This is a genomic window from Pantoea eucalypti (genome assembly GCF_009646115.1).
Lineage (GTDB): Bacteria > Pseudomonadota > Gammaproteobacteria > Enterobacterales > Enterobacteriaceae > Pantoea > Pantoea eucalypti.
Window position 1 is genome coordinate 1715369 of the sequence record NZ_CP045720.1, and the last position, 24278, is coordinate 1739646.

At 52.5% G+C, this 24278-nt stretch carries 20 protein-coding genes, 1 tRNA gene and 3 other RNA genes; 15 read left to right on the forward strand and 9 right to left on the reverse strand.

The window, feature by feature from the left end:
* Window positions 1–42 precede the first annotated feature (42 nt).
* The 8 genes from EE896_RS07890 to EE896_RS07925 all read left to right on the forward strand — a co-directional run bounded on the left by EE896_RS07890 (window position 43) and on the right by EE896_RS07925 (window position 9944).
* A complete protein-coding gene (locus EE896_RS07890; protein WP_128755129.1) occupies window positions 43–360 on the forward strand; it encodes a hypothetical protein in 318 nt (105 codons plus the stop codon).
* Window positions 361–375: 15 nt separating this feature from the next.
* Window positions 376–1860, forward strand: a complete 1485-nt coding sequence (gene putP / locus EE896_RS07895; RefSeq protein WP_033762713.1) for a sodium/proline symporter PutP — start codon at window positions 376–378, stop codon at window positions 1858–1860.
* Window positions 1861–2050: 190 nt separating this feature from the next.
* The gene (gene efeU / locus EE896_RS07900; RefSeq protein WP_039660010.1) at window positions 2051–2875 is read left to right on the forward strand and encodes an iron uptake transporter permease EfeU; all 825 of its coding nucleotides are present in this window, start codon (window positions 2051–2053) and stop codon (window positions 2873–2875) included.
* A 55-nt stretch (window positions 2876–2930) separates the two neighbouring features.
* Window positions 2931–4046: an iron uptake system protein EfeO gene (efeO, locus tag EE896_RS07905; RefSeq protein WP_003852286.1), complete on the forward strand. Its 1116-nt coding sequence runs from the start codon at window positions 2931–2933 to the stop codon at window positions 4044–4046.
* A gap of 2 nt (window positions 4047–4048) precedes the next feature.
* Window positions 4049–5326, forward strand: coding sequence for an iron uptake transporter deferrochelatase/peroxidase subunit (gene efeB, locus EE896_RS07910; RefSeq protein WP_140915497.1), 1278 nt, complete (start codon window positions 4049–4051; stop codon window positions 5324–5326).
* Between the two features lie 572 nt (window positions 5327–5898).
* A complete protein-coding gene (gene phoH, locus EE896_RS07915; protein WP_003852284.1) occupies window positions 5899–6687 on the forward strand; it encodes a phosphate starvation-inducible protein PhoH in 789 nt (262 codons plus the stop codon).
* 245 nt (window positions 6688–6932) lie between these two features.
* Window positions 6933–8846 (forward strand): beta-glucoside-specific PTS transporter subunit IIABC, encoded by a 1914-nt coding sequence (locus EE896_RS07920; protein WP_008925384.1) that lies wholly within the window; start codon window positions 6933–6935, stop codon window positions 8844–8846.
* 93 nt (window positions 8847–8939) lie between these two features.
* A complete protein-coding gene (locus tag EE896_RS07925; protein WP_033762711.1) occupies window positions 8940–9944 on the forward strand; it encodes a LacI family DNA-binding transcriptional regulator in 1005 nt (334 codons plus the stop codon).
* Between the two features lie 116 nt (window positions 9945–10060).
* On the opposite strand, the gene EE896_RS07930 is transcribed toward EE896_RS07925, so the two are convergent.
* The 9 genes from EE896_RS07930 to eptA form a co-directional block, all read right to left on the reverse strand.
* Window positions 10061–10189: non-coding RNA, RtT sRNA (locus EE896_RS07930), on the reverse strand.
* A gap of 44 nt (window positions 10190–10233) precedes the next feature.
* A non-coding RNA gene (locus tag EE896_RS07935) (RtT sRNA) lies at window positions 10234–10362 on the reverse strand.
* Window positions 10363–10407: 45 nt separating this feature from the next.
* Window positions 10408–10536, reverse strand: a non-coding RNA gene (locus tag EE896_RS07940) — RtT sRNA.
* A 45-nt stretch (window positions 10537–10581) separates the two neighbouring features.
* Window positions 10582–10669, reverse strand: a tRNA-Ser gene (locus tag EE896_RS07945).
* Window positions 10670–10845: 176 nt separating this feature from the next.
* Entirely contained in the window at window positions 10846–11379 is a 534-nt protein-coding gene (gene msrA, locus EE896_RS07950; RefSeq protein WP_003849120.1) for a peptide-methionine (S)-S-oxide reductase MsrA, read from the reverse strand.
* A 59-nt stretch (window positions 11380–11438) separates the two neighbouring features.
* Complete coding sequence (locus tag EE896_RS07955; protein WP_181162200.1) at window positions 11439–12005, reverse strand: flavin reductase family protein; 567 nt, start codon at window positions 12003–12005, stop codon at window positions 11439–11441.
* Between the two features lie 307 nt (window positions 12006–12312).
* Window positions 12313–13371 (reverse strand): two-component system sensor histidine kinase PmrB, encoded by a 1059-nt coding sequence (gene pmrB, locus EE896_RS07960; RefSeq protein ID WP_140915480.1) that lies wholly within the window; start codon window positions 13369–13371, stop codon window positions 12313–12315.
* Entirely contained in the window at window positions 13368–14048 is a 681-nt protein-coding gene (gene pmrA, locus EE896_RS07965; protein ID WP_003849128.1) for a two-component system response regulator PmrA, read from the reverse strand. The genes pmrB and pmrA overlap by 4 nt, the downstream gene beginning before the upstream one ends.
* The gene (eptA, locus tag EE896_RS07970; protein WP_140915479.1) at window positions 14048–15676 is read right to left on the reverse strand and encodes a phosphoethanolamine transferase EptA; all 1629 of its coding nucleotides are present in this window, start codon (window positions 15674–15676) and stop codon (window positions 14048–14050) included. The genes pmrA and eptA overlap by 1 nt, the downstream gene beginning before the upstream one ends.
* Before the next feature lie 453 nt (window positions 15677–16129).
* On the opposite strand from eptA, the gene otsB reads away from it, so the two are divergent.
* The 7 genes from otsB (at window position 16130) to cheA (ending at window position 24273) form a co-directional block, all read left to right on the forward strand.
* On the forward strand, window positions 16130–16918 hold the full coding sequence (gene otsB / locus EE896_RS07975; RefSeq protein WP_003849131.1) for a trehalose-phosphatase: 789 nt from the start codon (window positions 16130–16132) through the stop codon (window positions 16916–16918).
* Window positions 16915–18351: an alpha,alpha-trehalose-phosphate synthase gene (gene otsA / locus EE896_RS07980; protein WP_140915478.1), complete on the forward strand. Its 1437-nt coding sequence runs from the start codon at window positions 16915–16917 to the stop codon at window positions 18349–18351. Before otsB ends, otsA begins: the two co-directional genes overlap by 4 nt.
* Before the next feature lie 1041 nt (window positions 18352–19392).
* Window positions 19393–19746 (forward strand): flagellar transcriptional regulator FlhD, encoded by a 354-nt coding sequence (gene flhD / locus EE896_RS07985; protein ID WP_003849135.1) that lies wholly within the window; start codon window positions 19393–19395, stop codon window positions 19744–19746.
* On the forward strand, window positions 19743–20321 hold the full coding sequence (gene flhC / locus EE896_RS07990; RefSeq protein WP_140033318.1) for a flagellar transcriptional regulator FlhC: 579 nt from the start codon (window positions 19743–19745) through the stop codon (window positions 20319–20321). Before flhD ends, flhC begins: the two co-directional genes overlap by 4 nt.
* A 132-nt stretch (window positions 20322–20453) precedes the next feature.
* Window positions 20454–21341 (forward strand): flagellar motor stator protein MotA, encoded by an 888-nt coding sequence (motA, locus tag EE896_RS07995; protein ID WP_003849139.1) that lies wholly within the window; start codon window positions 20454–20456, stop codon window positions 21339–21341.
* Entirely contained in the window at window positions 21338–22279 is a 942-nt protein-coding gene (gene motB / locus EE896_RS08000; protein ID WP_003849141.1) for a flagellar motor protein MotB, read from the forward strand. The genes motA and motB overlap by 4 nt, the downstream gene beginning before the upstream one ends.
* 11 nt (window positions 22280–22290) lie before the next feature.
* Window positions 22291–24273: a chemotaxis protein CheA gene (gene cheA, locus EE896_RS08005; RefSeq protein ID WP_003849143.1), complete on the forward strand. Its 1983-nt coding sequence runs from the start codon at window positions 22291–22293 to the stop codon at window positions 24271–24273.
* The last annotated feature ends 5 nt before the right edge of the window (window positions 24274–24278 follow it).

Genomic DNA, 24278 nt, shown 5'->3' on the forward strand with positions numbered 1-24278 from the left:
GTGTTAAATGTGAGCCAGTTAACACCCTTTAAATGAAGCCGATTGTTAAATTTCTCAAAGCGGCATGGATATTGCTGCAAGATCCTCGCCAGGTTGGCAAGCCTGATAAAAAGCGGTTTTATGGCGGGTAATTCCGTGGTGCAACCGGATAACTGTGAGCGAGTGCAACCTATCAGCACGTTTTCACAAACGGTTAGTGAAATCACTGTAACGCCTGTGTTAAATCCATTGTGCGCGCCACGCCTTTCCGGCAGGATACCGCGCCGCTGGGAAATGACTGACGCCCTGACGAAAAAATCGGCCCGCTTTGCCCCGTTCCGGCTGGCGGGTAGCTGGCGATTTCTCTGGGATATCAAATAATAAGTGGAGAGACAGATGAGTGTAAGTACACCAATGCTGGTGACCTTTGTGATTTATATTCTTGGGATGGTGTTGATTGGTTTTATAGCCTGGCGCTCAACCAAAAACTTCGATGATTACATCCTCGGTGGCCGCAGCCTGGGTAGCGTGGTCACGGCACTCTCTGCCGGTGCCTCCGATATGAGCGGCTGGCTGCTGATGGGATTACCCGGTGCCATTTTCATCTCCGGTATCTCTGAAAGCTGGATTGCAATTGGCCTGACCATCGGTGCCTGGCTGAACTGGAAAATCGTGGCGGGTCGCCTGCGGGTCCAGACCGAGCATCATGACAACGCGCTGACGTTGCCGGACTTCTTCACCAGCCGCTTTGAAGACCACAGTAAAATCCTGCGTGTCATTTCTGCTCTTGTGATCCTGGTGTTCTTTACTATCTATTGCGCCTCGGGCGTGGTGGCCGGTGCGCGTCTGTTTGAAAGCACCTTTGGTATGAGCTATGAAACTGCCCTGTGGGCGGGTGCAGCGGCGACTATCCTCTATACGCTGGTGGGTGGGTTCCTGGCGGTAAGCTGGACCGATACCGTTCAGGCGAGCCTGATGATTTTTGCGCTCATCCTGACGCCGGTGTTTGTGATTATCGCGGTCGGCGGCTGGTCTGATTCCATGGCAGTGATTGAAGCGAAAAGCCTGGAAAATCTCGACATGCTCAAGGGGCTGAACTTCGTGGCGGTCATCTCGCTGCTTGGCTGGGGTCTGGGTTACTTCGGGCAGCCGCATATCCTGGCGCGTTTTATGGCGGCAGATTCACATCGCTCAATCCGTACCGCACGTCGCATCGGTATGACGTGGATGGTGCTCTGTCTGGCGGGCGCTGTGGCGGTGGGCTTCTTTGGTATCGCCTACTTCCAGAACAACCCGACGCTGGCAACGGGCGTTAATGATAATGCTGAGCGCGTCTTTATTGAGCTGGCGCGTATTCTGTTCAACCCATGGATTGCGGGAATTCTGCTGTCAGCGATTCTGGCCGCCGTGATGTCAACGCTGAGCTGTCAGCTGCTGGTCTGCTCCAGTGCCCTGACTGAAGATCTCTACAAAGGTTTTCTGCGTAAAAATGCCAGCCAGAAAGAGCTGGTGTGGGTAGGGCGTCTGATGGTGCTGCTGGTGGCACTGATTGCCATTGCCCTGGCGTCTAATCCGGAAAACCGCGTGCTGGGCCTGGTGAGCTACGCCTGGGCGGGCTTCGGTGCTGCGTTTGGTCCGGTCGTGCTGTTTGGCGTCTGCTGGAAGCGCATGAACCGCAACGGTGCGCTGGCGGGCATGATTATCGGTGCGCTGACCGTGCTGGTGTGGAAACAGTATGGCTGGCTGGGACTGTATGAAATCATCCCAGGCTTCATCTTTGCCAGCATCGCGATCGTGGTCTTCAGCCTGATGGGACGTGAACCTTCAGCAGAAGCGCAACAGCGCTTTGTCGCTGCAGAAGCAGAGTTCCAGACCAAATAAGCGAAGCGTTAATCCTCAAGGCCTGTCCCGGAAGGGGCGGGCCTTTTTGTTACAAAGATAAATCACCCAAAGATGAAATTATCTCCACCAGTAACTTGTTTTTTTCGCAGCGATAATGATAATCGGTATCGTTTACACTTTACCTGATTTTACTATTTATTGACGCTGCTTAACATTCAAGAGGTTGGCGATGTTTGTTCCTTTTCTCATCATGCTGCGTGAAGGGCTTGAAGCCGCGCTGATAGTCAGCCTGATAGCCAGCTACCTCAAACGCACCCAGCGCACCCAATGGTTCCCGGCGATGTGGGCGGGCGTGTTTATCGCCGCTGCACTCTGTCTGGGCCTGGGTCTGTTCATCAATGCCACCACCGGTGAATTCCCGCAAAAAGAGCAGGAGCTGTTTGAAGGTATTGTGGCGCTGATTGCGGTCGTCATCCTCACCTCAATGGTGTTCTGGATGCGCAAAGTGGCACGCAATATCCGGGTCGAGCTTGAGCAGGCGGTCGATCAGGCGCTGCACCGCTCCGGCCGTGGCGGTCTGGCGCTGGTGCTGATGGTATTTCTGGCCGTGGCACGTGAAGGGCTGGAGTCTGTCTTCTTCCTGCTGGCCGCCTTTACTCAGGATGTCGGTTATGCGCCGCCGATTGGCGCGGTGCTGGGGCTGGCAACGGCGGTGGTGCTGGGCATGCTGCTCTACTGGGGCGGTATCCGCCTGAATATGGCGCACTTTTTCCGCTGGACCAGCGTGTTCATTTTATTTGTTGCGGCGGGCCTGGCGGCGGGGGCAATTCGTGCGTTCCACGAAGCAGGCCTCTGGAATCGCTTTCAGGATGTGGCGTTCGACCTCAGTAATACTTTATCGACCCATTCGCTGTTCGGCACTTTGCTGGAAGGGATTCTGGGATATCAGGAGGCCCCAAGCGTGAGTGAAGTGACCGTTTACTTCGTCTACCTGATCCCGGCGCTAATTTTGTTCTTTATGCCTGCGCGTCCTGCTGCGTCGGCCACGGTGTAATCAGACATTTAACAGGCGCGCCCGCCGCGCCGGCAACTTAACAGGGAATATCGAGATGACAATGCGTTTCCGCCGCAAGGCACTGCTGCTTCCTCTGCTGGCGATCTCCGCTTCGGCTGCGGCAGCGGTTCCTCAGGTCACCGTTAGTGTCAACGACAAGCAGTGTGAGCCGATGAGCTTAACGGTCAAGGCCGGCAAGACTCAGTTCCTGATCAAAAACAACAGCCAGAAAGCGCTGGAGTGGGAAATCCTAAAGGGCGTGCTGGTGGTTGAAGAGCGTGAGAACATCGCGCCAGGCTTCAGTCAGAAGCTGACCGCCAATCTGGAAGCAGGCGAATATGAGATGACCTGTGGTCTGCTGAGCAATCCTAAAGGCAAGCTGATTGTTGAGGCGGGCGAGGGCACGGCGAAAAGCACCACGTCCGCGCGTATGCAGTTAGAAGGCCCGATCACCGCCTATAAAGCGTATGTGACGGATCAGGTGAATCAGCTGGTCAGTAACACCCAGGCGTTTACTGACGCTGTTAAAGCGGGTGATGTGGAAAAAGCCAAAACGCTGTTTGCGCCGACCCGTCAGTATTATGAGCGCATTGAGCCGATTGCTGAGCTTTTCTCCGATCTCGACGGCAGCATTGATGCCCGTGAAGATGACTACGAGAAGAAGGCAGCCGATCCTAAGTTCACCGGTTTCCACCGTCTGGAAAAAGCCCTGTTTGCGGATAACAGCACCAAAGGCATGGCGGACTACGCGGATAAGCTGAATAAAGATGTGAAAGATTTGCAGGTGCGCATCAGCGAACTGGCCTTCCCGCCAGCTAAAGTGGTTGGCGGCGCGGCCGGTCTGATTGAAGAAGTGGCCTCCAGCAAAATCTCCGGTGAGGAAGATCGCTACAGTCGTACCGACCTGTGGGACTTCCAGGCCAACATTGATGGCGCGCAGAAAATTGTTGAGCTGCTACGCCCGATGGTGAGCAAAGCGAACCCGCAGTTGCAGGCTAAGGTTGACGCTAACTTCAAAAAAGTCGATGCAATCCTGAGCAAGTACCGCACCAAAACCGGTTTTGAATCCTATGAGAAACTGACCAGCGCCGACCGTAACGCGCTGAAAGGACCGATCACCGCGCTGGCGGAAGATCTTTCGTTACTTCGTGGCACTTTGGGTCTGGATTAATCATGAGTCGTAAGGAAGATGACGCGCAGCCTGCGCGTCGTCGTTTACTGAAAGGTTTGGGTCTGCTGGGCGGCGCGGCGGCGATCGGCGGCGGTTGTCCGTTCCACGCCGCTGCTGCGGACAGCTTTTCGCCGGGTACGGTAACGCCGCAGGCGCGACAGCAGAGGCAGCCGTTTTACGGTCCACATCAGGCGGGCATCACGACGCCCCAGCAGGCATCGATGATGCTGGTGGCATTTGATCTGCTCAGTAGTGATAAAGCGGAGCTGAAGCGTCTGTTCCAGCTACTGACCCAGCGTATCGCCTTTCTCACCACGGGAGGGCCGGCACCTGCGGTGACTAATCCGCAACTGCCGCCAATGGATTCCGGCATTCTTGGGGCGACTATCGCGCCTGATAATCTGACAATTACTGTGTCGGTCGGCCATTCGCTGTTTGATGAACGCTTCGGTTTAGCGCCTCACAAGCCGAAAAAATTGCAGCCGATGACGCGCTTCCCCAATGATTCGCTTGATGCCAGTCAGTGTCATGGCGATCTGCTGCTGCAGATTTGTACTAACACGCAGGATACGGTGATTCATGCTCTGCGTGACATCATCAAGCATACGCCTGACCTGCTGGGTGTACGCTGGCGACGCGAAGGTTTTATCTCGGACCACGCGGCACGCAGTCAGGGGCAGGAGACGCCGATCAATCTGCTGGGTTTTAAAGATGGCACCGCCAACCCGGATACGCACAATCCTGCTCTTATGAACCAGTTGCTGTGGGTGACCGCCGATCAGGATGAGCCTGTCTGGGCGCGCAATGGCAGCTATCAGGCAGTACGACTTATTCGCTTTCACGTTGAAATGTGGGACCGCACCCCACTGGGTGAGCAGCAGACTATCTTTGGTCGCGAGAAGCTGAGCGGCGCGCCACTGGGCATGCAGCATGAACATGACGTGCCGGATTACGCGCGTGATCCGGATGGTGAGGTCATTGCACTGGATGCGCACATTCGTCTTGCGAACCCCCGCACACCTGAGACCGCCAGTAGCCTGATGCTGCGACGTGGCTACAGCTACTCTGCGGGTATCTCTGCATCCGGGCAGCTTGAGATGGGATTATTGTTCGTCTGCTACCAGCACGATCTGGAGCGTGGTTTTCTCACGGTGCAGCAGCGTCTCAACGGTGAAGCGCTGGAAGAATATATCCGTCCTTTTGGCGGTGGTTACTTTTTCGCTTTACCCGGAGTTGCCGACGCCAGCCATTATTTAGGACAGTCGCTACTGGAGACTTGATTAATTTTTGAACAACGCGGGCGGGCCTGTCTCATGCCGCCCGCGGTTTACCACTTTCAGGTATTATTGGCTAAGTTTTTACTGAGATTTACCGGGTGCCGGGTGTTTATAAAATATGGTAATTGACTGAAATGTAGAGATTTTACATTTTGCCTTAAAAGAAATACTTACCCGCGATTAGCAATTCCTTTGCCAGCAGGTAAAATTACTGTTGCAAAGGCCCAACAAAATGGTGCAATTTATTAAACAGGCGTAATCGTATGTGTTGATGTATCACACTGGAGTTCGCGAATGGGTCGAGTCTTTAATGGAAAGTCACTGTCACTAAATAAATTGCGCCTGACCGCGAGGGCAATTCTGCCTCGTTATTTCTCCCTTCCTTCAACCATTTCTTTTGTCTTATCGCATCCTGTTTTATCCGGTGTTCAGCCACGTCAGTGTGTTGCTGCATACCCATTATCCTGTCCTGTCATGGCTCTAAAGGAAGCCAACTGAAACCTCTAAAGCGTTCACGTAATCGCAACGGGTCAACGACCTCGCGCGGGAAATGAAACCAACTGAAAGGTGCCACTATGGGAAGACAGAAAGCAGTGATCAAAGCGCGTCGTGAAGCAAGAAGAGTGCTTCGCAGTGACTCTCGCAGTCATCGTCAGCGCGAAGAAGAGTCGGTCACTTCGCTGGTGCATATGAGCGGACTGGATGCAATTGGCATGGCGCGTGATACGCGTGACCGGTTACCGATTGAGGCCCGTAATGAAGCTCAGGCGCACTATCTTAATGCCATAGGAACGAAACAGCTGATCTTCGCAACCGGTGAAGCCGGATGCGGTAAAACCTGGATCAGTGCTGCGAAAGCAGCTGAGGCCCTGATTAATAAGGATATCGACAGGATTATCGTTACGCGCCCGGTACTACAGGCAGATGAGGATCTGGGTTTCCTGCCCGGTGATATTTCTGAGAAATTCGCCCCTTATTTCCGCCCGGTTTATGACATTCTGGTTAAACGTCTTGGCGCATCATTTATGCAATATTGTCTGCGTCCGGAAATTGCCAAGGTAGAGATTGCGCCTTTCGCCTACATGCGAGGCCGCACTTTTGAAAATGCTGTGGTGATTCTGGATGAGGCGCAGAACGTGACCGCCGCGCAGATGAAAATGTTCCTGACCCGACTGGGCGAAAACGTCACAGTCATTGTTAACGGCGATATTACCCAGTGCGACTTGCCCGCTGGGGTGCCTTCCGGTCTCGCGGACGCGCTGGCGCGTTTTGAAGAGGACGAGATGGTTGGCATTGTGCGCTTTGGCAAAGAGGATTGTGTGCGTTCTGCGCTGTGTCAGCGCACCCTGCACGCGTATAGCTAGCGTTTGATTGAGTAGAAGTGTAGCGCCCAAACCCGGCTTCGGCCGGGTTTTCTTTTCAGGCAATCCCTCAACAGAATTCATTCTCATCTAATAAGTGATTTCACTCTCATTTTCCCATGAAACCGGTTGCATGAAATATCTCGCAGGATACCGTGAAACCGGTTGCATGGCAGGTTTCCAGATTGCCATGCAAATATTTTCACTTTTTCAGACGGTGTAGTCAGTGACAATGAAAGGGAAAAAATATGACAGGCATCAGGGATTACAATAAGTTAGCAAGCGATATTCTTCATGAAGTTGGTGGGCAAGAGAATATCCAAAGTTTTACCCGCTGCGCCACGCGTTTAAGGCTGGTGCTTGTTAAAACGCCCGCTGAGGCGAAGCGTAACGTGCAACGTCTGTCAGGTGTCATTGCCGTAGTTGAGAGTGGCGGGCAGTTTCAGGTTGTGATCGGTACCCATGTCGCCGATGTGTTTAATGCAATGTCCGGCCTGGTTAAAGAGACAGGAACACCGAAACAGCTGGGAAAAACACGCAAACTGGATGCGGTCATTGCCACGATGTCGGCGGTATTTGCGCCTATTGTTTATATTCTTGCAGCGGCAGGTATCCTTCAGGGACTGCTGATTGTTCTGGGTTTGATTAATGTTGATATTAAAACAACCGGTACATTTGCTGTACTCAACTTCATGTCCTGGACGCCGTTTGCTTTTTTGCCCGTATTTATCGCGATTACGGCCGCACGGCATTTTAAATGTAACCCGTTTATTGCTGTCCTGTGTTGTTGTGCGTTAATTAGTCCGGACTGGACTTCGCTGGCAGCGCGCATTGCCGGGGGAGAAAGCATCAATTTCCTTTTCTTCCCGCTTTCTGAAACAGTTTATACCTCTTCAGTTTTACCTCCCTTGTTTCTGGTTTGGGCACTCTCCTGGCTTGAACATCGTGTAGTCAGGTGGTTACCAGAGGTCATCAGTCCGCTTTTTACCCCATTAATCTGCTTTGTGGTGATTGTGCCGCTGACTCTGATCGTTATTGGTCCGATTACCACATGGGCGGCTTTGGCGGTAGCAAATGGCTATAACGCATTGTTCCATGCTGCGCCCATGCTGGCCGCCGCGGTAATTGGAGGCATCTGGCAGATAATCGTTATTTTTGGCGTTCATTGGGGTATTACGCCCGTCATTATGGCGAACTTCGATACGCAGGGTCATGACTCCTTCCAGGCTTATCAGACTATCGCGGTTATCGGTCAGATGGCGGCAGTGTTAGGTGTCTTTCTGAAAACCCGCAACGCGCAGTTAAAAGCAACTTCGCTCTCTGCCGGCGTCACCGCTATTTTTGGCATCACTGAGCCGGCGATTTATGGCGTGACATTGCGCTTTAAAAAACCCTTTATCTGTGGCTGTATTGGCGGGGCAATTGGTGCCGTTGTTGCCAGCCTGTTCGGTAGCCTTTACTACGCGTATGCTGCACTGCCGGGTCTGTTTACGCTGGTTAATGCCATCAGTCCTGATGCGCCGATGTCGTTTATTGGTGAGCTTGCAGGTGCGGGTACGACAATAGTGCTGACTATTTTGATGGTGCAGTTTGTAGGCTTCGACGATCCCATCGATGAAGAAGAGTCTGCGCCTCTGGCATCCACCCCGCAGGCAACATCCACAGCGGCGAGTGGTCAGGCGATTGATATTCTTAGCCCGTTAAAAGGAGAGGTCCTCGCGCTGGAAAGTGTTACTGATGAGGTCTTTGCCGGTAAGGTGATGGGTGACGGTATCGCCATTAAGCCGGCCGCGGGAAAAGTGGTGGCACCCTGTAATGCGAGGGTGGAATCCCTGATCGCTTCCCATCATGCCATCGGGTTATTGTGTGATAATGGCGCCGAATTGCTGATCCATGTTGGATTAAATACGGTCGAGTTGCAGGGGCAATATTTCCGACCGTTGGTAAAAGAGGGGGATGTTGTTAAAGCAGGTACGCCACTTCTTGAATTCGACAAAGACTGCATTGAACGTGAAGGCTATGACCTGACAACACCCGTCCTGGTGGTGAATAGCGAAGACTTTATTTTAACAGAATATCAGTCTCAGGGTCCCATCGGGCCAGGGATGCCGCTGATGTCTATGACACAAAGAGAGGGGGCTGGGCGCGCACAGGTTAAATGACCCCGGTTTTAGTCGATACGATTAATGTGTATCTCACTTTACAGCCTGGTTCAGCCTGGGTGGTTTAAGCCATCCAATGATTGAGGTTCCTTAATGGTCACAATACAGGACATCGCCAGGGTGGCTGGTGTATCAAAAGCCACCGTATCGCGTGCGTTAAGTGGCAAGGTTTTTGTGCGCGAAGAGGTGAAAGCCAGAATTATGCAGGCTGTAGCTGATACGGGTTATCGACCTAATCTGCTGGCACGAAACCTTTCTACTAATAAAACGCATTCGATTGGGCTGGTTATCACTAACGGATTGTACAACGGGCCGTTTTTTTCAAGCCTGGTTTATCAGGCGGCAACGCTCAGCGAGAAACAAAACCGTCAGCTGGTGCTCGCGGACGGTAAACACAGTGCTCAGGACGAGCGCAATGCGATTGACTTACTTATTGAGCTCCGTTGCGAAGCGATTATGCTCTACCCCAAGTATCTTTCAGTCAGTGAGCTGGATGATATTGTCGATAAAATTCAGACGCCGATAGTGGTCATTAATCGTGAACTCATCAGAAATCGACGCCACTGTGTGTTCACCGACCATCAGCGCAGTAGTGAAGAGATGATGGCGCATCTGTTGGCGCATGGGCATACCCGGATTGCGTTTATATCGGGATGCAATGATTCACCGACAGGTGAGCGTCGTTTACAGGGCTATCGTAATGCACTACTGAACGCGGGGATCGACCCGGATCCGCAATTAGTGGTGCAGGGTAGCTGGAGCACAGAGAGTGGATACGACGCCGGACTCCAGCTATTAGCGCGCAATATTCCGTTCACCTGCGTGCTGGCGGCCAATGACGACATGGCCATTGGTGTGGCAAAAGCGTTTCAGGACGCGGGCAAAACTATACCTGGCGATATTTCACTTGCCGGGTTTGATGACTCAGTGATTGGAAAGTATTACACACCCTCTCTAACGACTGTTCGTGTGCCTATTGATGAAATGATACAGGATGCGATTAAGATTTTATTGCATCCCGATGAGAGCGTCCCGTCTTCTCATCAGGGAACGCTGGTAAGCCGGGATTCAGTGACGCCGCAGGCTGTGGCGGTGTGATGCTGGTGGCAGGCGCCAGGACTTGTGTCTGCCATGCGTTAATTTAAGGCTGTGACTTTGCATTTAAAGGTGTGCGGCTCTCACAATAACCGTCATTCAGGCTCTTCTTCAGAATGTGGCGGTGAGAGGGGGATTGATTCGCTGCGCTCACCCTTCGGGCAGCGTCGCAGGCTCCGCTGTCCAGCGGGCATGGCCCGTTGTCGAACCCCGTCGGGGGTTCTCATACCCCTCTCTCTTTGCAATATGCAAAAAAAAGCCTGAACAAACGTTCAGGCTCTTCTTCAAAATGTGGCGGTGAGAGGGGGATTGATTCGCTGCGCTCACCCTTCGGGCAGCGTCGCAGGCTCCGCTGTCCAGCGGGCATGGCCCGTTGTCGAACCCCGGCGGGGGTTCTCATACCCCTCTCTCAGTGCAATATGCAAAAAAAAAGCCTGAACAAACGTACAGGCTCTTCTTCAGAATGTGGCGGTGAGAGGGGGATTGATTCGCTGCGCTCACCCTTCGGGCAGCGTCGCAGGCTCCGCTGTCCAGCGGGCATGGCCCGTTGTCGAACCCCGGCGGGGGTTCTCATACCCCTCTCTCAGTGCAATATGCAAAAAAAAAGCCTGAACAAACGTTCAGGCTCTTCTTCAGAATGTGGCGGTGAGAGGGGGATTCGAACCCCCGATACGTTGCCGTATACACACTTTCCAGGCGTGCTCCTTCAGCCACTCGGACACCTCACCACATTTACTTCGCCGACCGCGCTGGGTCAACGGGGCGGTACTATAGGGAGTCGGCTGAAAAGGGTCAAGCACTATTTTTCTCTTTTGATCTATTCGCTTAAGCTCTGAACGAATCGATTTACTGCGACATAAAACCGAGGATTTATGTCGCATATTTTGCTTCGTTAAAGGCTAAATCAGCTCTTCACCCGATTCGCGAAACTTTTGCGCAGTTTCTGCAGCTTCGGTGGGATTACCGCCATGCAGTAGCCGTTGCGCTGGCCCGCGCCTTCCCAGTAATCCTGATGATAGGCTTCGGCAGGGTACCACTCTTTCAGCGGCTCAATGGTGGTTACCACCGGCACATCATGGTCAGCCTGAGCACGGGCAATGGCGGCGCGCGCTTCTGCTTCCTGTTCTGCGTTGGCCGGGAAGATCGCCGAGCGATACTGGGTGCCGATATCATTGCCCTGACGGTTAAGCTGGGTCGGATCATGCGTCACAAAGCTGATATCCAGAAGATCGCCGTAGGTCACTTTCTCCGGGTCAAAGCCAATGCGGATGGCTTCTGCATGACCGGTTGCACCACTGCAGACCTGCTCATAAGTCGGATTAGGACGGGCACCACCGGTATAGCCACTTTCAACCGACTCTACGCCGATCACATCTTTAAACACCGCTTCGGTACACCAGAAACAGCCGCCGGCGATAACTGCATATTCGATAGCCATAATAATTTACTCCTGTCAGGTCGAAAGAGGTGAATGGGGGCGCGACAGACTGCTTTCAACTAGATCAGCATCTCCGGTTTAAAATCTCTGCTCCTGTCCACTATTTTCTCGCTCATCACGCTGAACCGGCCCTCGCCGGTATAGTGCAGAGTCGTGGGATATTCCGGCTGCTCAGCAACATGGGCTTTCACGATCTCAAAAATAAACAGGTTGTAGTTAGCGACCATCGAATCGTCATAGAGCTGACACTCAAAGCTGGCAAAGCATTCGGCAATCATCGGCGCGCCCACGACCTGAGCCGGTTCAGGCGTGAGGCCAAAAGCCTCGAACTTATCCAGCTGGTCTCCGTGGCTGTTGCCAATCCCTACAACTTCATCAATCAGTGAGGCCGAAGGGATATTCAGCACGCATTGACCGCTATTCCGAATCAGCTCATGGCTGTGATTCATGCCGGCAATCACGCAGCCGACCAGGGAGGGCGAGAACTCCATCACCGTGTGCCAGCCGAGCGTCATGATGTCATGGTGATCTTTGTACTGTGAACTGAGCAGCAGCACCGGCCCGGGTTCAAGATATTTACGGGCTTTACTGACCGGGAAAGCATATTTGTGCATGCGTTGGCTCATGACATAACTCCTTTAGCGTAAGGGTGCCATTAAGTGTAGAGCACCCGGCGCATAGAGCAGGAGCCTCAATGGTCAGAAATGCGAGGTTGATAGCGGAGGGAAGAGCGGTGACATTTTACTGCAGTATCGCGACCTTAAGGTTTCCTTAATATGCAGTCGCGATACTGCCCGCTCTAAGTGAGGATAATATTATGAAAACTGTACCTGTCTCTCTTCCTGTTACTGCTTCACATCCGATGAGTGAATATGCTGCATTGCTGATTGCCGCAGCCACCGTTGTTCTTTTCCTGTCAGCCTGGTTTACTGCTTAAAATTTAACGACGGCCCGACACCCGCTTCGGTCGCGACGATTCCCCAGGAAAAACTGAAACCGGTGTAGCTGGACGATACGGCTGACAATGCTCAGCCCAAGTCCGATACCGCCGTAACGACTGTCCATGCGGATAAATGCCTTACTCAGCTCGCCACTTTTACTCTCATCGATACCGAGTCCCTCATCTTCCACCACCAACATCAGGTCGGGAGCAGAGAGCAGCTGCACACTGATCGTGCTGTTATCCGGGCTGTAGCGATGAGCATTCTCTACCAGATTACGCAACAACATCTTCAGCAGCGTGGCATCACCGCGCACAAACTGCTCCTGCGGCAAATCAAGCAACAGCGTCTGCTGATGCGCCTCCAGCATGATACTCAGCTCCGCCTCCATCGGCAGGATCACATCTTCGATCAGCCCGACGTTCTGATAGGTACCAGAGGTAAACGACTGCCCGGCTCGCGCCAGATTCAGCAACTGCGACACGCTGTGTGTCATTTGATCCAGGCGCTGCACCAGCGGCTGAACTTTGACATCGCTATTACGCTCAATTAATTCCAGATGCAGGCGTAATCCCGCCAGCGGCGTTCTCAACTCATGCGCCACATCAGCAGTGAACAGCCGCTCGCGCTCGAGGCTGCTGTTCAGACGCGCGACCAGCTGATTGATCGCCTGGGTCACGGCATCGATCTCATGGACCTGACTGTAACAGGCGACAGGCTCGAGATTTTCTTCGCTGCGACTCTCCAGTTCACGCTGCAATTGATAAAGCGGCCGGGTAATCCATTTTACCGCCTGATAGCAAAGCAATAGCGTCAGAGTAATCATGACCAGACTAGGCACCGCCAGGCTGGCTACCGCTTCATGAATTTCACGTTTAACGTGACTGTCCATGTTACGTTTCTGCAACTGCGCTTCCACCAGAAACTGAATCTGCTCTTTACTCTCATGCCATAGCCAGATCACGCTGATGATCTGAAAGACCAGCAGAATCAGGCCGATAGCCAGAATGAGGCGAAAGCGCATACTACGGTGATCGAAACCTCTTATCATGTTGCCTCACGAACGCCATCCTGCGTTACCAGCGCATAACCGAAGCCGCGCACGGTGCGAATCGCGCTTTTACCAATTTTGTCACGCAGATTATGGATATGTACTTCCAGCGTATTAGTAGAAGGCTCGGTCTCCCAGTTGTAAATATCCTGGTAGAGAATTTCACGGTGCACCGGATTTCCAGCCTTGAGCATCAGCCGTGACAGAATCGCAAACTCTTTAGGTGTCAGATCCAGCAGCACGTCATTAAGCATAATCTGGCGATGGGTCATATCCAGTGCCAGCGCACCCACTCTGACATGACTGTCGCCCTGATTAACATGGCGGCGGATCAATGCGCGGATACGCGCCAGCAGCTCATCCAGCGAAAACGGTTTAATCAGATAGTCGTCAGCACCCGCGTCGAGTCCGGCAATCCGCTCGTTGATGGTGTCGCGCGCGGTCAGAATCAGCACAGGTGTCATCTGCTTCTGGCGACGCAGTCGTATCAGAAAATGCAGGCCATCTTCGTCCGGCAGGCCAAGGTCCAGCACCACCAGACTATAGAGGCCGCTGGCGAAGTGCGCTTCAGCGTCCCGCACGCGCGTCACGCCATCACAGACATAGCCTTCACCTTCCAGCGCCAGTATCAGACCCTGCAACAGCAGAGCATCATCTTCAACAATCAGTATCTTCATTAAGGTTGGCTCCGACACGACGTCAAAATATCATCCGCAGGCACATATTCGTGAGTCGCGGTGCCGGTTAATCCCAGCATGGTTGAAAACAGATTATCCTGTGAAAATTCGTCTGTCGCCGCCAGTTTATTCAGGCAACTGCGATTAACGGCATAGCGTTTCTGATAATCATCGGAAAGCCAGATCAGAAGCGGCACATGTTTCTGGGTATCCGGTGCAATAGCATAGGGCAGGCCATGCAGGTAAGCCCCGTTTTCACCCAGCGATTCGCCATGGTCTGACAGATAGACCAGGCTGGTGGTGAAGCGATCCTGATGCGCACGCAGTACGTTAATGGCTTTATCGACAATATGATCCACATTGACCAGCGTATTGTCATAAGTATTGATCAGCTGTTGCTGCGAACAGTCCTGTATCTGATTGGTATCACAGGTCGGTTCAAACTGACGGAACTGCGGCGGATAGCGATGGCTGTAAGTCGGACCATGACTGCCAATGGTGTGCAGCACGATCACCGCATTGCCTTTTAACTGACTGATGTATTCATCCAGACCGTGGAACAGCACGTCGTCATAACACTCACCCTCAATGCACATACCAGGCAGGTTCAGGCTGGTCATATCCTGATGTGGAACACGATCGCAGGCACCTTTACAGCCGCCATCGTTCTCATTCCACAACACGCTGATCCCGGCACGCTGAATGACATCGAGCAATCCTTCCTGGTGCGCGGCCAGTACATCATCATAATGTGCGCGCGGCATATTAGAGAACATGCACGGCACAGAAACCGCCGTAGCGGTGCCGCACGAGGTGGTGTGCGGGAAATAGATCACATCATCTTTCGCCAGTAAGGGATTGGTAAGACGGCCATAACCGCCCAGCGAGAAGTTTTGCGCGCGTGAGGTTTCACCCAGCACCAGAATCGTCAGATTCGGCTTGCCGCTGCTGCGGCTGGGTTGCAGGTGGGCATCTTCACCGATACGAATCAGCGGCGCGTTCTGCAGCTGCTCGTGTTTATACCAGGAGAGCGTCGCCGCAATGCTGTTAGAAGGACTAAGCGCTTTAACCAGCTCGCGGTTGTTGCGAAATAGCGAGGCGTAATCTTTATAGAAGAGCAGGGCGACCAGCACGATCAGTGCGGCTGAGAGCAGCACGCTGAGCAGTCGCGCCAACACGCCGCGCCACCGCTGCTTTTTGATTCGCGGCCAGAACACCAGCAACGCCATCAGCACCCCTGAGCTAAGCAGGGTCACGAGCAGCTTTGGCGTGATCAGCGCAAAGGATTCCGAAGCCGTGGTGTCCATCATGTTGGTGATCATCGAGCGATCGACCACGATGTTATAGGTCTGAATAAAATATTGTGCCGACGCGGAGAGCAGAATAAACAGCGCGGCCAGCAGGCGATCCAGCCAGATAAACGAGGCCAGTGTAATCACGATATTAATGACGCTAAAGGCGACCAGCGGCATTGATAAAAACACCAGCGTCGTATGCAGGTCGTTCAGCGGCATTATCGTCAGCACCTGACGGTAATAGGCAATATTAAGGAAAATCGCGATGTAAACCGCAGCCAGAATCAACAACGTAAGGCGGCTGATTAGCGGCCTTTTAAGGGTTAACGCCATGTGAGCAGGAACCAAAGTAATAAAAGTGTCACGAGAATGCACTTTCAATATTAGGAATACCTTAAGAAACTTAAGGTTTGAATCTGGTTGGCTGGTGAGGCAGCGATACAACAACGGCCGCAGCGAACAGTGGATCGGCGAAGGCCCGTAAAGCTAAAAAAAACAGATGTGCAGTGCGCTGTTATGCTGTCTTAACCGCAGCGGCTGGCATGAAAACTGCATCTTTCTGGCATAACCCCTGTTAATGACTACACTTAATGTGAAGATGTTCTCAGTTAGCCAGTATTGTCAGCAATGCGCTTGCAAGTTTGAGGAGTGTGACCTATTCAATCACCGCGTTTTATCCCTCAATCACCGTTTTATCAGAATTTCCCGCTTGCTGACCTGACTGCGTCAGGACATTCTTGTTTTAACTCAATGTTTTATTAAAATTCGATTTTCAGGAGAAGTAACGTGACTCAAGCGGCAGATACCCATGCCAGGTACCCGACATTAAGCAGCGGGCAATACGCCTTCTTTTTTGATGTCGACGGCACGCTGGCAGCGATACAGTCCCGTCCCGAAGCGGTATTTATTCCTGAGCAGGTCATTGCGCAACTGCAGCGACTGTCTGCACTCTCACAGGGTGCACTTGCGCTGGTTTCTGGCAGACCCATAGAACAACTTGATGCGCTGGCCGCGCCTCTGCACGGCCCGGCCGCGGGTGTGCATGGTGCTGAACGCCGTGATGCCGAGGGTAATCTGCATCGCATCAGCCTGCCCGCTGAGGTTGAGCAACCGCTCAGAACCGAACTGCAGGCGGCCATGGCCGCGTGGCCAGGCACTCAACTGGAGATCAAAGGCATGGCCTTTGCGCTTCATTATCGTCAGGCGATGCAGCATGAGCAGGATGTCATGCGACTGGCCGAACAGTCAGTAAAGCGTTTCCCGGGACTGGCGCTTCAGCCGGGAAAATGTGTGGTAGAAATCAAACCAGCAGGTATCGATAAAGGCGCCGCAATAGGCGACTTTATGCAGCAGTCCCCTTTTGCCGGACGTACGCCGGTCTTTATTGGCGACGATCTCACTGATGAGAAGGGCTTTCTGGCCGTCAACGAACGACAGGGCGTTTCTGTCAAAGTCGGCGAAGGGTTCAGCCAGGCCGATTATCGGCTAAGTGATGTCGATGCGGTTTACGGCTGGCTGGAAAAAACATTATTACTATTAGAGCAAGACAACGTCGGTAAGGAGTTTAGGTTATGAGTCGTTTAGTGGTTGTTTCTAACCGTGTCGCCATGCCAGATGGGTCTAAAACCAGTGCTGGCGGCCTGGCCGTAGGCATTCTCGATGCTCTGAAAAGCACCGGTGGAATGTGGTTTGGCTGGAACGGTGAAATCAGCGAGTTCACTGGCGAGGAGGTAGAGGACGTCAAGGTTCAGGAACATGAAGGTATCGAATATGCCTCGTTCCCGCTGAGCCAAAACGATTACGATCTCTATTATTGTCAGTTCTCCAATACAGTGATCTGGCCTGCCTTCCATTATCGCCTCGACCTGGTGCAGTTCCAGCGTGAAGCGTGGGAAGGGTATTGCGACGTCAATGATTCGGTGGCGCAGCGTTTAAAACCGCTGATCAAGCCTGATGATATTGTCTGGATCCACGATTATCACTTTTTACCGTTTGCCGCCGCACTGCGTCGCGCAGGCATCAATAACCGCATCGGTTTCTTCCTGCATATTCCGTTCCCGACGCCTGAAATCTTTAACGCGCTGCCACCACACAAAGAGCTGCTGGAAATGCTGTGTGAGTATGATCTGCTGGGCTTCCAGACCGAATCCGATCGGGTGGCATTCCTTGACAGCGTCAGCCAGCTCACGCAGTTACAGAATAAGGGCGACAAAAAGCATCGTGCCTTTGGCAACACCTTTATGACGGAGGTGTATCCGATCGGGATTGAGCCAGACAGCATTAAAGAGATGGCCGAAGGACCGCTGCCGCCGAAAATGGCTGCCATGAAGAAAGAGCTTGGCGATGCGCGCAACATCATTGCCTGCGAACGTCTCGACTATTCCAAAGGTCTTCCGGAGCGTTTCCTGGCTTATGAAGCGCTGCTGGAAAACTTCCCGGAGCATCGCGGCAAGATCCGCTATTCGCAGATCGCCCCAACTTCGCGTGGCGATGTGCAGGCGTACCAGGATATCCGTCATCAGCTGGAGACCGAAGCAGGGCGTATCAACGGTAAGTACGGCACGCTGGGCTGGACCCCGCTCTACTATCTTAACCAGCATTTCGACCGTCGCCTGCTGATGAAGATCTTCCGCCTCACCGATGTCGGTCTGGTGACGCCGCTGCGTGATGGGATGAACCTGGTGGCCAAAGAGTATGTTGCTGCGCAGGACCCGGACGATCCAGGCGTACTGGTGCTGTCGCGCTTTGCCGGGGCAGCAAATGAGCTGACCTCAGCGCTGATAGTCAATCCTTATGACCGTGATGAAGTGGCCGCCGCACTGGACAAGGCGATTACCATGCCGCGTACCGAAAGGATTTCACGCTACAACGACATGATGGCGGTATTGCGTAAGAATGATATTACCGCATGGCGTGAAAGCTTCCTGAAAGACCTGGAACGCATCGACCCACGTAGCGTTGACCACAACACGGACAACAAGGTTGCAACCTTCCCAAAACTGGCTTGATCTGAGTCCAGGTTAAGATGATAAAAGCAGCGATACCCGAGTCAGGGTTTCGCTGCTTTTTTTTGGTACCGCTCACAGAAAAGCCGCCCCGCATCTGTTAAGGACCGTATGTGGTAAGCAGGCGTTAGTGCCTGCCGTGAGTGCGCAGAGTGGCTCGATTCCTGCAACCCCTGCGATCCCTGCAACGCCCACCATGTCCCGAACCCCGTCAGCACGGCCCCTGCCGCTTTATTTACCTTCTTTACTCAAGTTTTCTGACAGGCTGCCGATAGTGTTAGTGCCAACCTATAACTCCTCGTTAATTCATTCGACATTCTTATGTAACCCCTTGTTACATCGGATATCTCAGCCCGGACACATCCCTGCAACTGTTAACACCCGTTGTCAGAAAATTCGCGTACTGCCGTATAAACCTTAACGGTTTCATTACTTACCTTCTGCGATACTCCCGTTAAGTAACTAATTTAACAGCAATTACGCGCACCGCCTGCCAGCACAATCTTCTGATAACGCGTGTTTGGCTGGTTCTAAATAGGGTGTTAAAACGATTAACACCCAATATTCATTCCGGACTGCTCAAAGCGTCGAATAGCGATGATTTTACCCCCTATTAAACCTTTCTCAGGACCAATTGGACTTAAAATTGCTCTTTTTTGAGCAAAAAATGACCGGTCGGTAAGAAATCGTAAAGGGTTGCTGAAGAAATTTGCCTTAAAAGTGTGATCTACATCACACTTTATCTAAAATTACGCGTCACTGTCGTTGTATGTCGAAATCAGACGATATAGATTTGCCTTGTTTTCGGATTAGTCCTAAAAAACGTAAGAAGATGTCACGGAAGATGTCCAGAACTCGAAAATAGAATGGCATGGATTTTCGACCTTCGGTGGGTCTGAAACCCACAAAAAACAGAAGGCGAAAACGGTGACATTAATTATATGTGAAGTTTTTTTGCCATCTTTTGATTTAACAAACAGCAGCTCGAACCGCAGAGTTTTATCTGCGATACAGTTACGTCGCATCTCTCAGGATGGAAAAATAATGGGCACCTCTGAAGTACTGAAACATATTTACGATCTCAACTTGTCTTATTTACTGCTGGCACAGCGCTTAATTAACCAGGATAAAGCCTCAGCGATGTTTCGCCTCGGCATTGACGAGAAAATGGCGAACGCATTATCTGAATTAACATTGCCTGAAATGGTAAAAATGGCAGAAACCAATCAACTGGTTTGTCAGTTTCGTTTTACCGACAGCAGCAGCATTAGTCGGCTGACGCAGGAATCTCGCGTGGATGATTTACAACAAATCCATACAGGAATTTTATTATCCAGCCGTTTACTGCGTAATGCGTCTAAAGATGATGCGCCTGCTAAAAAGAGAGCAATGTCATGAGTGAGAAAAGTATTGTTCAGGAAGCACGTGATATTCAGCTCGCAATGGAGCTGATCACACTGGGTGCACGCTTACAGATGTTAGAGAGTGAAACCCAGCTCAGTCGTGGTCGTCTGATCAAGCTCTATAAAGAATTACGTGGCAGTCCGCCACCGAAAGGCATGCTGCCGTTCTCCACGGACTGGTTTATGACGTGGGAGCAGAACATCCATGCTTCGATGTTCTGTAACGCCTGGAAGTTTTTACTGAAAACTGGCCTGTGCAGCGGCGTAGATGCCGTGATTAAAGCTTACCGCCTGTATCTTGAACAGTGTCCTCAATCGGACGAGGGCCCACTGTTGGCGCTGACTCGAGCCTGGACCCTGGTCCGATTTGTTGATAGCGGTATGCTGGAACTGGCGGATTGTAAGAGCTGCAATGGCAGCTTTATTAACCATGCGCATCAGCCGGTTGGCAGCTTTACCTGCAGCCTGTGCCAGCCGCCATCACGTGCCGTAAAAAGACGTAAACTTTCTGCAGAATCTGCCGATATGTTTCCACAACTGCTGGATGAACAGGTTAAACACGCCGTTTAAATTTGTTCGCATTGTGGAAGCCATCCAGCAGCGGTTAATACCGCTGCTTTTTTTTTGCTTGCGGTTCAGGAATAGCACCTGCAGCTCTCTGGCTTAACTTCCACCAACACGTTACGGACGTAAGGATTTTTTGTGCTGATAATTATAGGTTACCTGATTGTTTTAGGCTCCGTGTTGGGCGGATATGCGCTGGTAGGTGGCCATCTGGGCGCGCTTTATCAGCCTGCTGAATTATTAATGATCGGCGGTGCCGGTGCGGGTGCTTTTTTAGTCGGCAACAATGGCAAGTCGATTAAAAAAACGCTGAAAGCGCTGCCTAAATTATTTCGCGGCTCCAAATATAATAAAGCCGTTTACATGGATTTAATGGCGCTGCTTTATCGCCTGATGGCGAAGTCGCGCCAGCAGGGGATGTTGTCGCTGGAACGGGATATTGAAGATCCGAGCCAGAGTGAAATTTTTGCTAATTATCCTCGTATTCTTGCCGATAAACAGTTAGTCGATTTTATCACTGACTATTTACGTCTGATGGTGAGCGGCAACATGAACGCCTTTGAAATCGAAGCGTTGATGGATGAAGAGATAGAGACCTACGAACATGAGTGTGACGTACCAGCGCAAAGTATTGCTGCAGTCGGTGATGGTCTTCCTGCATTCGGTATCGTCGCAGCAGTAATGGGCGTGGTTCACGCACTGGCTTCTGCTGACCGTCCGGCCGCTGAGCTGGGTGCGCTGGTCGCGCATGCGATGGTGGGGACGTTCCTGGGCATTTTGCTGGCGTACGGGTTTGTCTCCCCGCTGTCGTCAGTATTGCGTCAGAAGTGTGCGGAAACCACCAAGATGATGCAGTGCATTAAAGTGACATTGCTGTCGAGCCTGAATGGTTACGCGCCGCAAATCGCAGTGGAGTTTGGTCGTAAAACACTTTATTCCGCCGAGCGCCCATCGTTCAGCGAACTGGAAGAGCACGTGCGTAACGCTAAGAACCCGGCTAAACAGACGTCAGACGAGGCTTCATGAAACACGGCAATCGCCCAATTGTGCTGATCAAAAAGCGCAAACATAAAGGCCATGAAGGCAGCCACGGATCGTGGAAGATTGCCTACGCCGACTTTATGACGGCGATGATGGCCTTTTTTATGGTGATGTGGCTGCTCTCTATCGCCAACCCGCAGGAGCTGGTGCAGATTGCAGACTACTTTAAAACACCTCTTAAAGTTGCGATTACCGGTGGTCAACGCAGCAGCGACAGTACCAGTCCAATCCCTGGCGGCGGTGACGATCCGACGAAAAAGATTGGTGAAGTTAATAAAGTTGTCGATATGGATGCCCAGAAACGCAAGCTGGATGAGATTCGTCTTAACCGTTTGCGTGAAAAGCTCGACCAGTTGATCGAAGCGGATCCGCGCCTTAAAACGCTGCGCCCGCATCTGATCATCAACATGGTGGAAGAGGGGCTGCGTATTCAGATTATTGATAGTCAGAATCGCCCGATGTTTAAAACCGGTCGGGCCGAGGTGGAGCCTTATATGCGCGATATCCTGCGTGCAATAGCGCCCATCCTTAATGACATCCCGAACCGCATCAGCCTGGCCGGACATACCGACGATTTTCAGTATGCCAGCGGTGATAAAGGCTACAGCAACTGGGAACTGTCGGCTGACCGTGCGAACGCCTCACGCCGTGAACTGGTTATTGGCGGCCTGGACAGTGGCAAGATTTTACGGGTGTTAGGCATGGCCGACACCATGAGCCTGAAAAATCGTGGCGGGAATGATGCAGTAAACCGCCGCATTAGCCTGCTGGTGTTGAACCACGACACCGAAGCGGCAATTGAAAAAGAGAACGCAGAAAGTGATGCCGTCCAGATCAGCGATCCGGCGGCGATTGAACAGATTACCGCACCTGCAACACCAGGCAGCGCGGTGAATACAGCAGCCCCCTCACAGCCGAGGTGATTCCCGTGAGTATGGACATCAGCGATTTTTACCAGACGTTTTTTGATGAAGCCGATGAGCTATTAGCGGATATGGAACAACACCTGTTGGGTCTGGACCCACAGGAGCCAGATTCGGAACAGCTTAACGCCATCTTCCGTGCCGCTCACTCCATAAAGGGTGGGGCCGGAACCTTTGGTTTTACGGTATTGCAGGAAACGACTCATATCCTGGAAAACATTCTGGATGGTGCTCGTCGCGGCGAGATGCAGCTCAGCACCGACATCATCAACCTGTTTTTGGAAACCAAAGATATTATGCAGGAACAGCTCGATGCTTATAAAACCGCGCAGGAGCCTAACGCGGAGAGCTTCAAATATATCTGTGAAGCGCTGCGCCAGCTGGCGTTAGAGGCCAAAGGTCTGCCGGTTGAAGCACCGGCCAGTGTTGCCACTGCCAGCGCAGAGCCCGCCAGCACCAGCGGCCTGCGTGTACAGCTGATCGATCTCAAAGAGAAAGAGGTCGATTTGATGCTGGAAGAGATGAGTAATCTGGGCACGCTGACCAATGTGCAGAAGGGCAGCAACATGCTGGACGTCTGCATTGATGGCGTCGGTAAAGATGACATCGTGGCGGTGCTCTGTTTCGTCATTGACGAAGCGCAAATTCGCTTCCCGGCAGCTGATGACGCTGTTGCTGAGCCGGTTGCCGTCGCCGCTCCCGCCGCACCTGTGGTGGAAGAGGTTCACACCGCGACCGTCACCGAACTGCCTGTGGCAGCGGCGAAGCGTGAAACTAAGCGCGCTGCAGCGCCGGCTAAATCAAGCGAATCCACCAGCATCCGCGTAGCCGTGGAGAAAGTCGATCAGCTGATCAACCTGGTGGGCGAACTGGTGATTACCCAGTCAATGCTCGCCCAGCGTTCCGGCGAACTCGATCCGGTGGCGCACGGCGACCTGCTGAACAGCATGGGTCAGTTGGAGCGTAACGCCCGCGATCTGCAGGAATCGGTGATGTCGATTCGTATGATGCCAATGGAATATGTCTTCAGCCGCTTCCCGCGTCTGGTGCGTGACCTGGCAAGCAAACTTGGCAAAGAGGTCGAACTGACATTGCTGGGCAGTTCAACCGAACTCGATAAGAGCCTGATTGAACGCATCATTGATCCATTAACACACCTGGTGCGTAACAGTCTTGACCACGGTATCGAAACGCCAGAGAAACGCCTTGTCGCCGGTAAAGTGGCAACCGGTAACCTGACGCTTTCAGCGGAACATCAGGGTGGCAACATCTGCATCGAAGTCTCTGATGATGGTGCCGGTCTGAACCGTGAACGTATTCTTGCAAAAGCACTGTCATCGGGCCTGCCAGTCCATGAGAACATGAGCGACGAAGAGGTCGGCATGTTGATTTTCGCACCAGGCTTCTCTACAGCGGAGCAGGTGACGGATGTTTCAGGACGCGGCGTCGGTATGGACGTGGTGAAACGAAATATTCAGGAGATGGGCGGTCACGTTGAAATCGCCTCGAAGCAGGGCAAAGGCACGACCATTCGTATTCTGCTGCCGCTGACGCTGGCCATCCTTGATGGCATGTCCGTTCGCGTCGCCAATGAAGTCTTTATTCTGCCGCTGAATGCGGTGATGGAGTCGCTGCAACCGCGTGCCGAAGATCTCAAACCGATGGCCGGTGGCGAGTGCGTACTGGAAGTCCGTGGTGAATATCTGCCACTGGTTGAGTTGTGGAACGTCTTTGATGTGCAGGATGCTAAAACCGAAGCCACTCAGGGCATCGTGGTGATCCTGCAAAGCGCGGGCAAACGCTATGCGCTGCTGGTCGATCAGCTGATTGGTCAACATCAGGTGGTGGTGAAGAACCTGGAAAGTAACTATCGCAAAGTGCCGGGCATCTCTGCTGCCACCATTCTTGGCGATGGTAGCGTAGCGCTGATTGTCGATGTTTCAGCACTGCAATCACTTAACCGTGAAAAACGTGTGGCTGGCGCTGCCGCCTGATTGAT

Excerpts from the sequence above, each read along its gene's own strand:
- otsA (WP_140915478.1), top strand. The coding sequence starts at position 16,915 with ATGAGTCGTTTAGTGGTTGTTTCTAACCGTGTCGCCATGCCAGATGGG.
- flhD (WP_003849135.1), top strand. The coding sequence starts at position 19,393 with ATGGGCACCTCTGAAGTACTGAAACATATTTACGATCTCAACTTGTCT.
- efeB (WP_140915497.1), top strand. The coding sequence starts at position 4,049 with ATGAGTCGTAAGGAAGATGACGCGCAGCCTGCGCGTCGTCGTTTACTG.
- msrA (WP_003849120.1), bottom strand. The coding sequence starts at position 11,379 with ATGGCTATCGAATATGCAGTTATCGCCGGCGGCTGTTTCTGGTGTACC.
- pmrA (WP_003849128.1), bottom strand. The coding sequence starts at position 14,048 with ATGAAGATACTGATTGTTGAAGATGATGCTCTGCTGTTGCAGGGTCTG.
- eptA (WP_140915479.1), bottom strand. The coding sequence starts at position 15,676 with ATGGCGTTAACCCTTAAAAGGCCGCTAATCAGCCGCCTTACGTTGTTG.
- EE896_RS07955 (WP_181162200.1), bottom strand. The coding sequence starts at position 12,005 with ATGAGCCAACGCATGCACAAATATGCTTTCCCGGTCAGTAAAGCCCGT.
- efeU (WP_039660010.1), top strand. The coding sequence starts at position 2,051 with ATGTTTGTTCCTTTTCTCATCATGCTGCGTGAAGGGCTTGAAGCCGCG.
- EE896_RS07920 (WP_008925384.1), top strand. The coding sequence starts at position 6,933 with ATGACAGGCATCAGGGATTACAATAAGTTAGCAAGCGATATTCTTCAT.
- cheA (WP_003849143.1), top strand. The coding sequence starts at position 22,291 with ATGGACATCAGCGATTTTTACCAGACGTTTTTTGATGAAGCCGATGAG.
- motB (WP_003849141.1), top strand. The coding sequence starts at position 21,338 with ATGAAACACGGCAATCGCCCAATTGTGCTGATCAAAAAGCGCAAACAT.
- putP (WP_033762713.1), top strand. The coding sequence starts at position 376 with ATGAGTGTAAGTACACCAATGCTGGTGACCTTTGTGATTTATATTCTT.
- pmrB (WP_140915480.1), bottom strand. The coding sequence starts at position 13,371 with ATGATAAGAGGTTTCGATCACCGTAGTATGCGCTTTCGCCTCATTCTG.
- phoH (WP_003852284.1), top strand. The coding sequence starts at position 5,899 with ATGGGAAGACAGAAAGCAGTGATCAAAGCGCGTCGTGAAGCAAGAAGA.
- EE896_RS07925 (WP_033762711.1), top strand. The coding sequence starts at position 8,940 with ATGGTCACAATACAGGACATCGCCAGGGTGGCTGGTGTATCAAAAGCC.
- flhC (WP_140033318.1), top strand. The coding sequence starts at position 19,743 with ATGAGTGAGAAAAGTATTGTTCAGGAAGCACGTGATATTCAGCTCGCA.
- efeO (WP_003852286.1), top strand. The coding sequence starts at position 2,931 with ATGACAATGCGTTTCCGCCGCAAGGCACTGCTGCTTCCTCTGCTGGCG.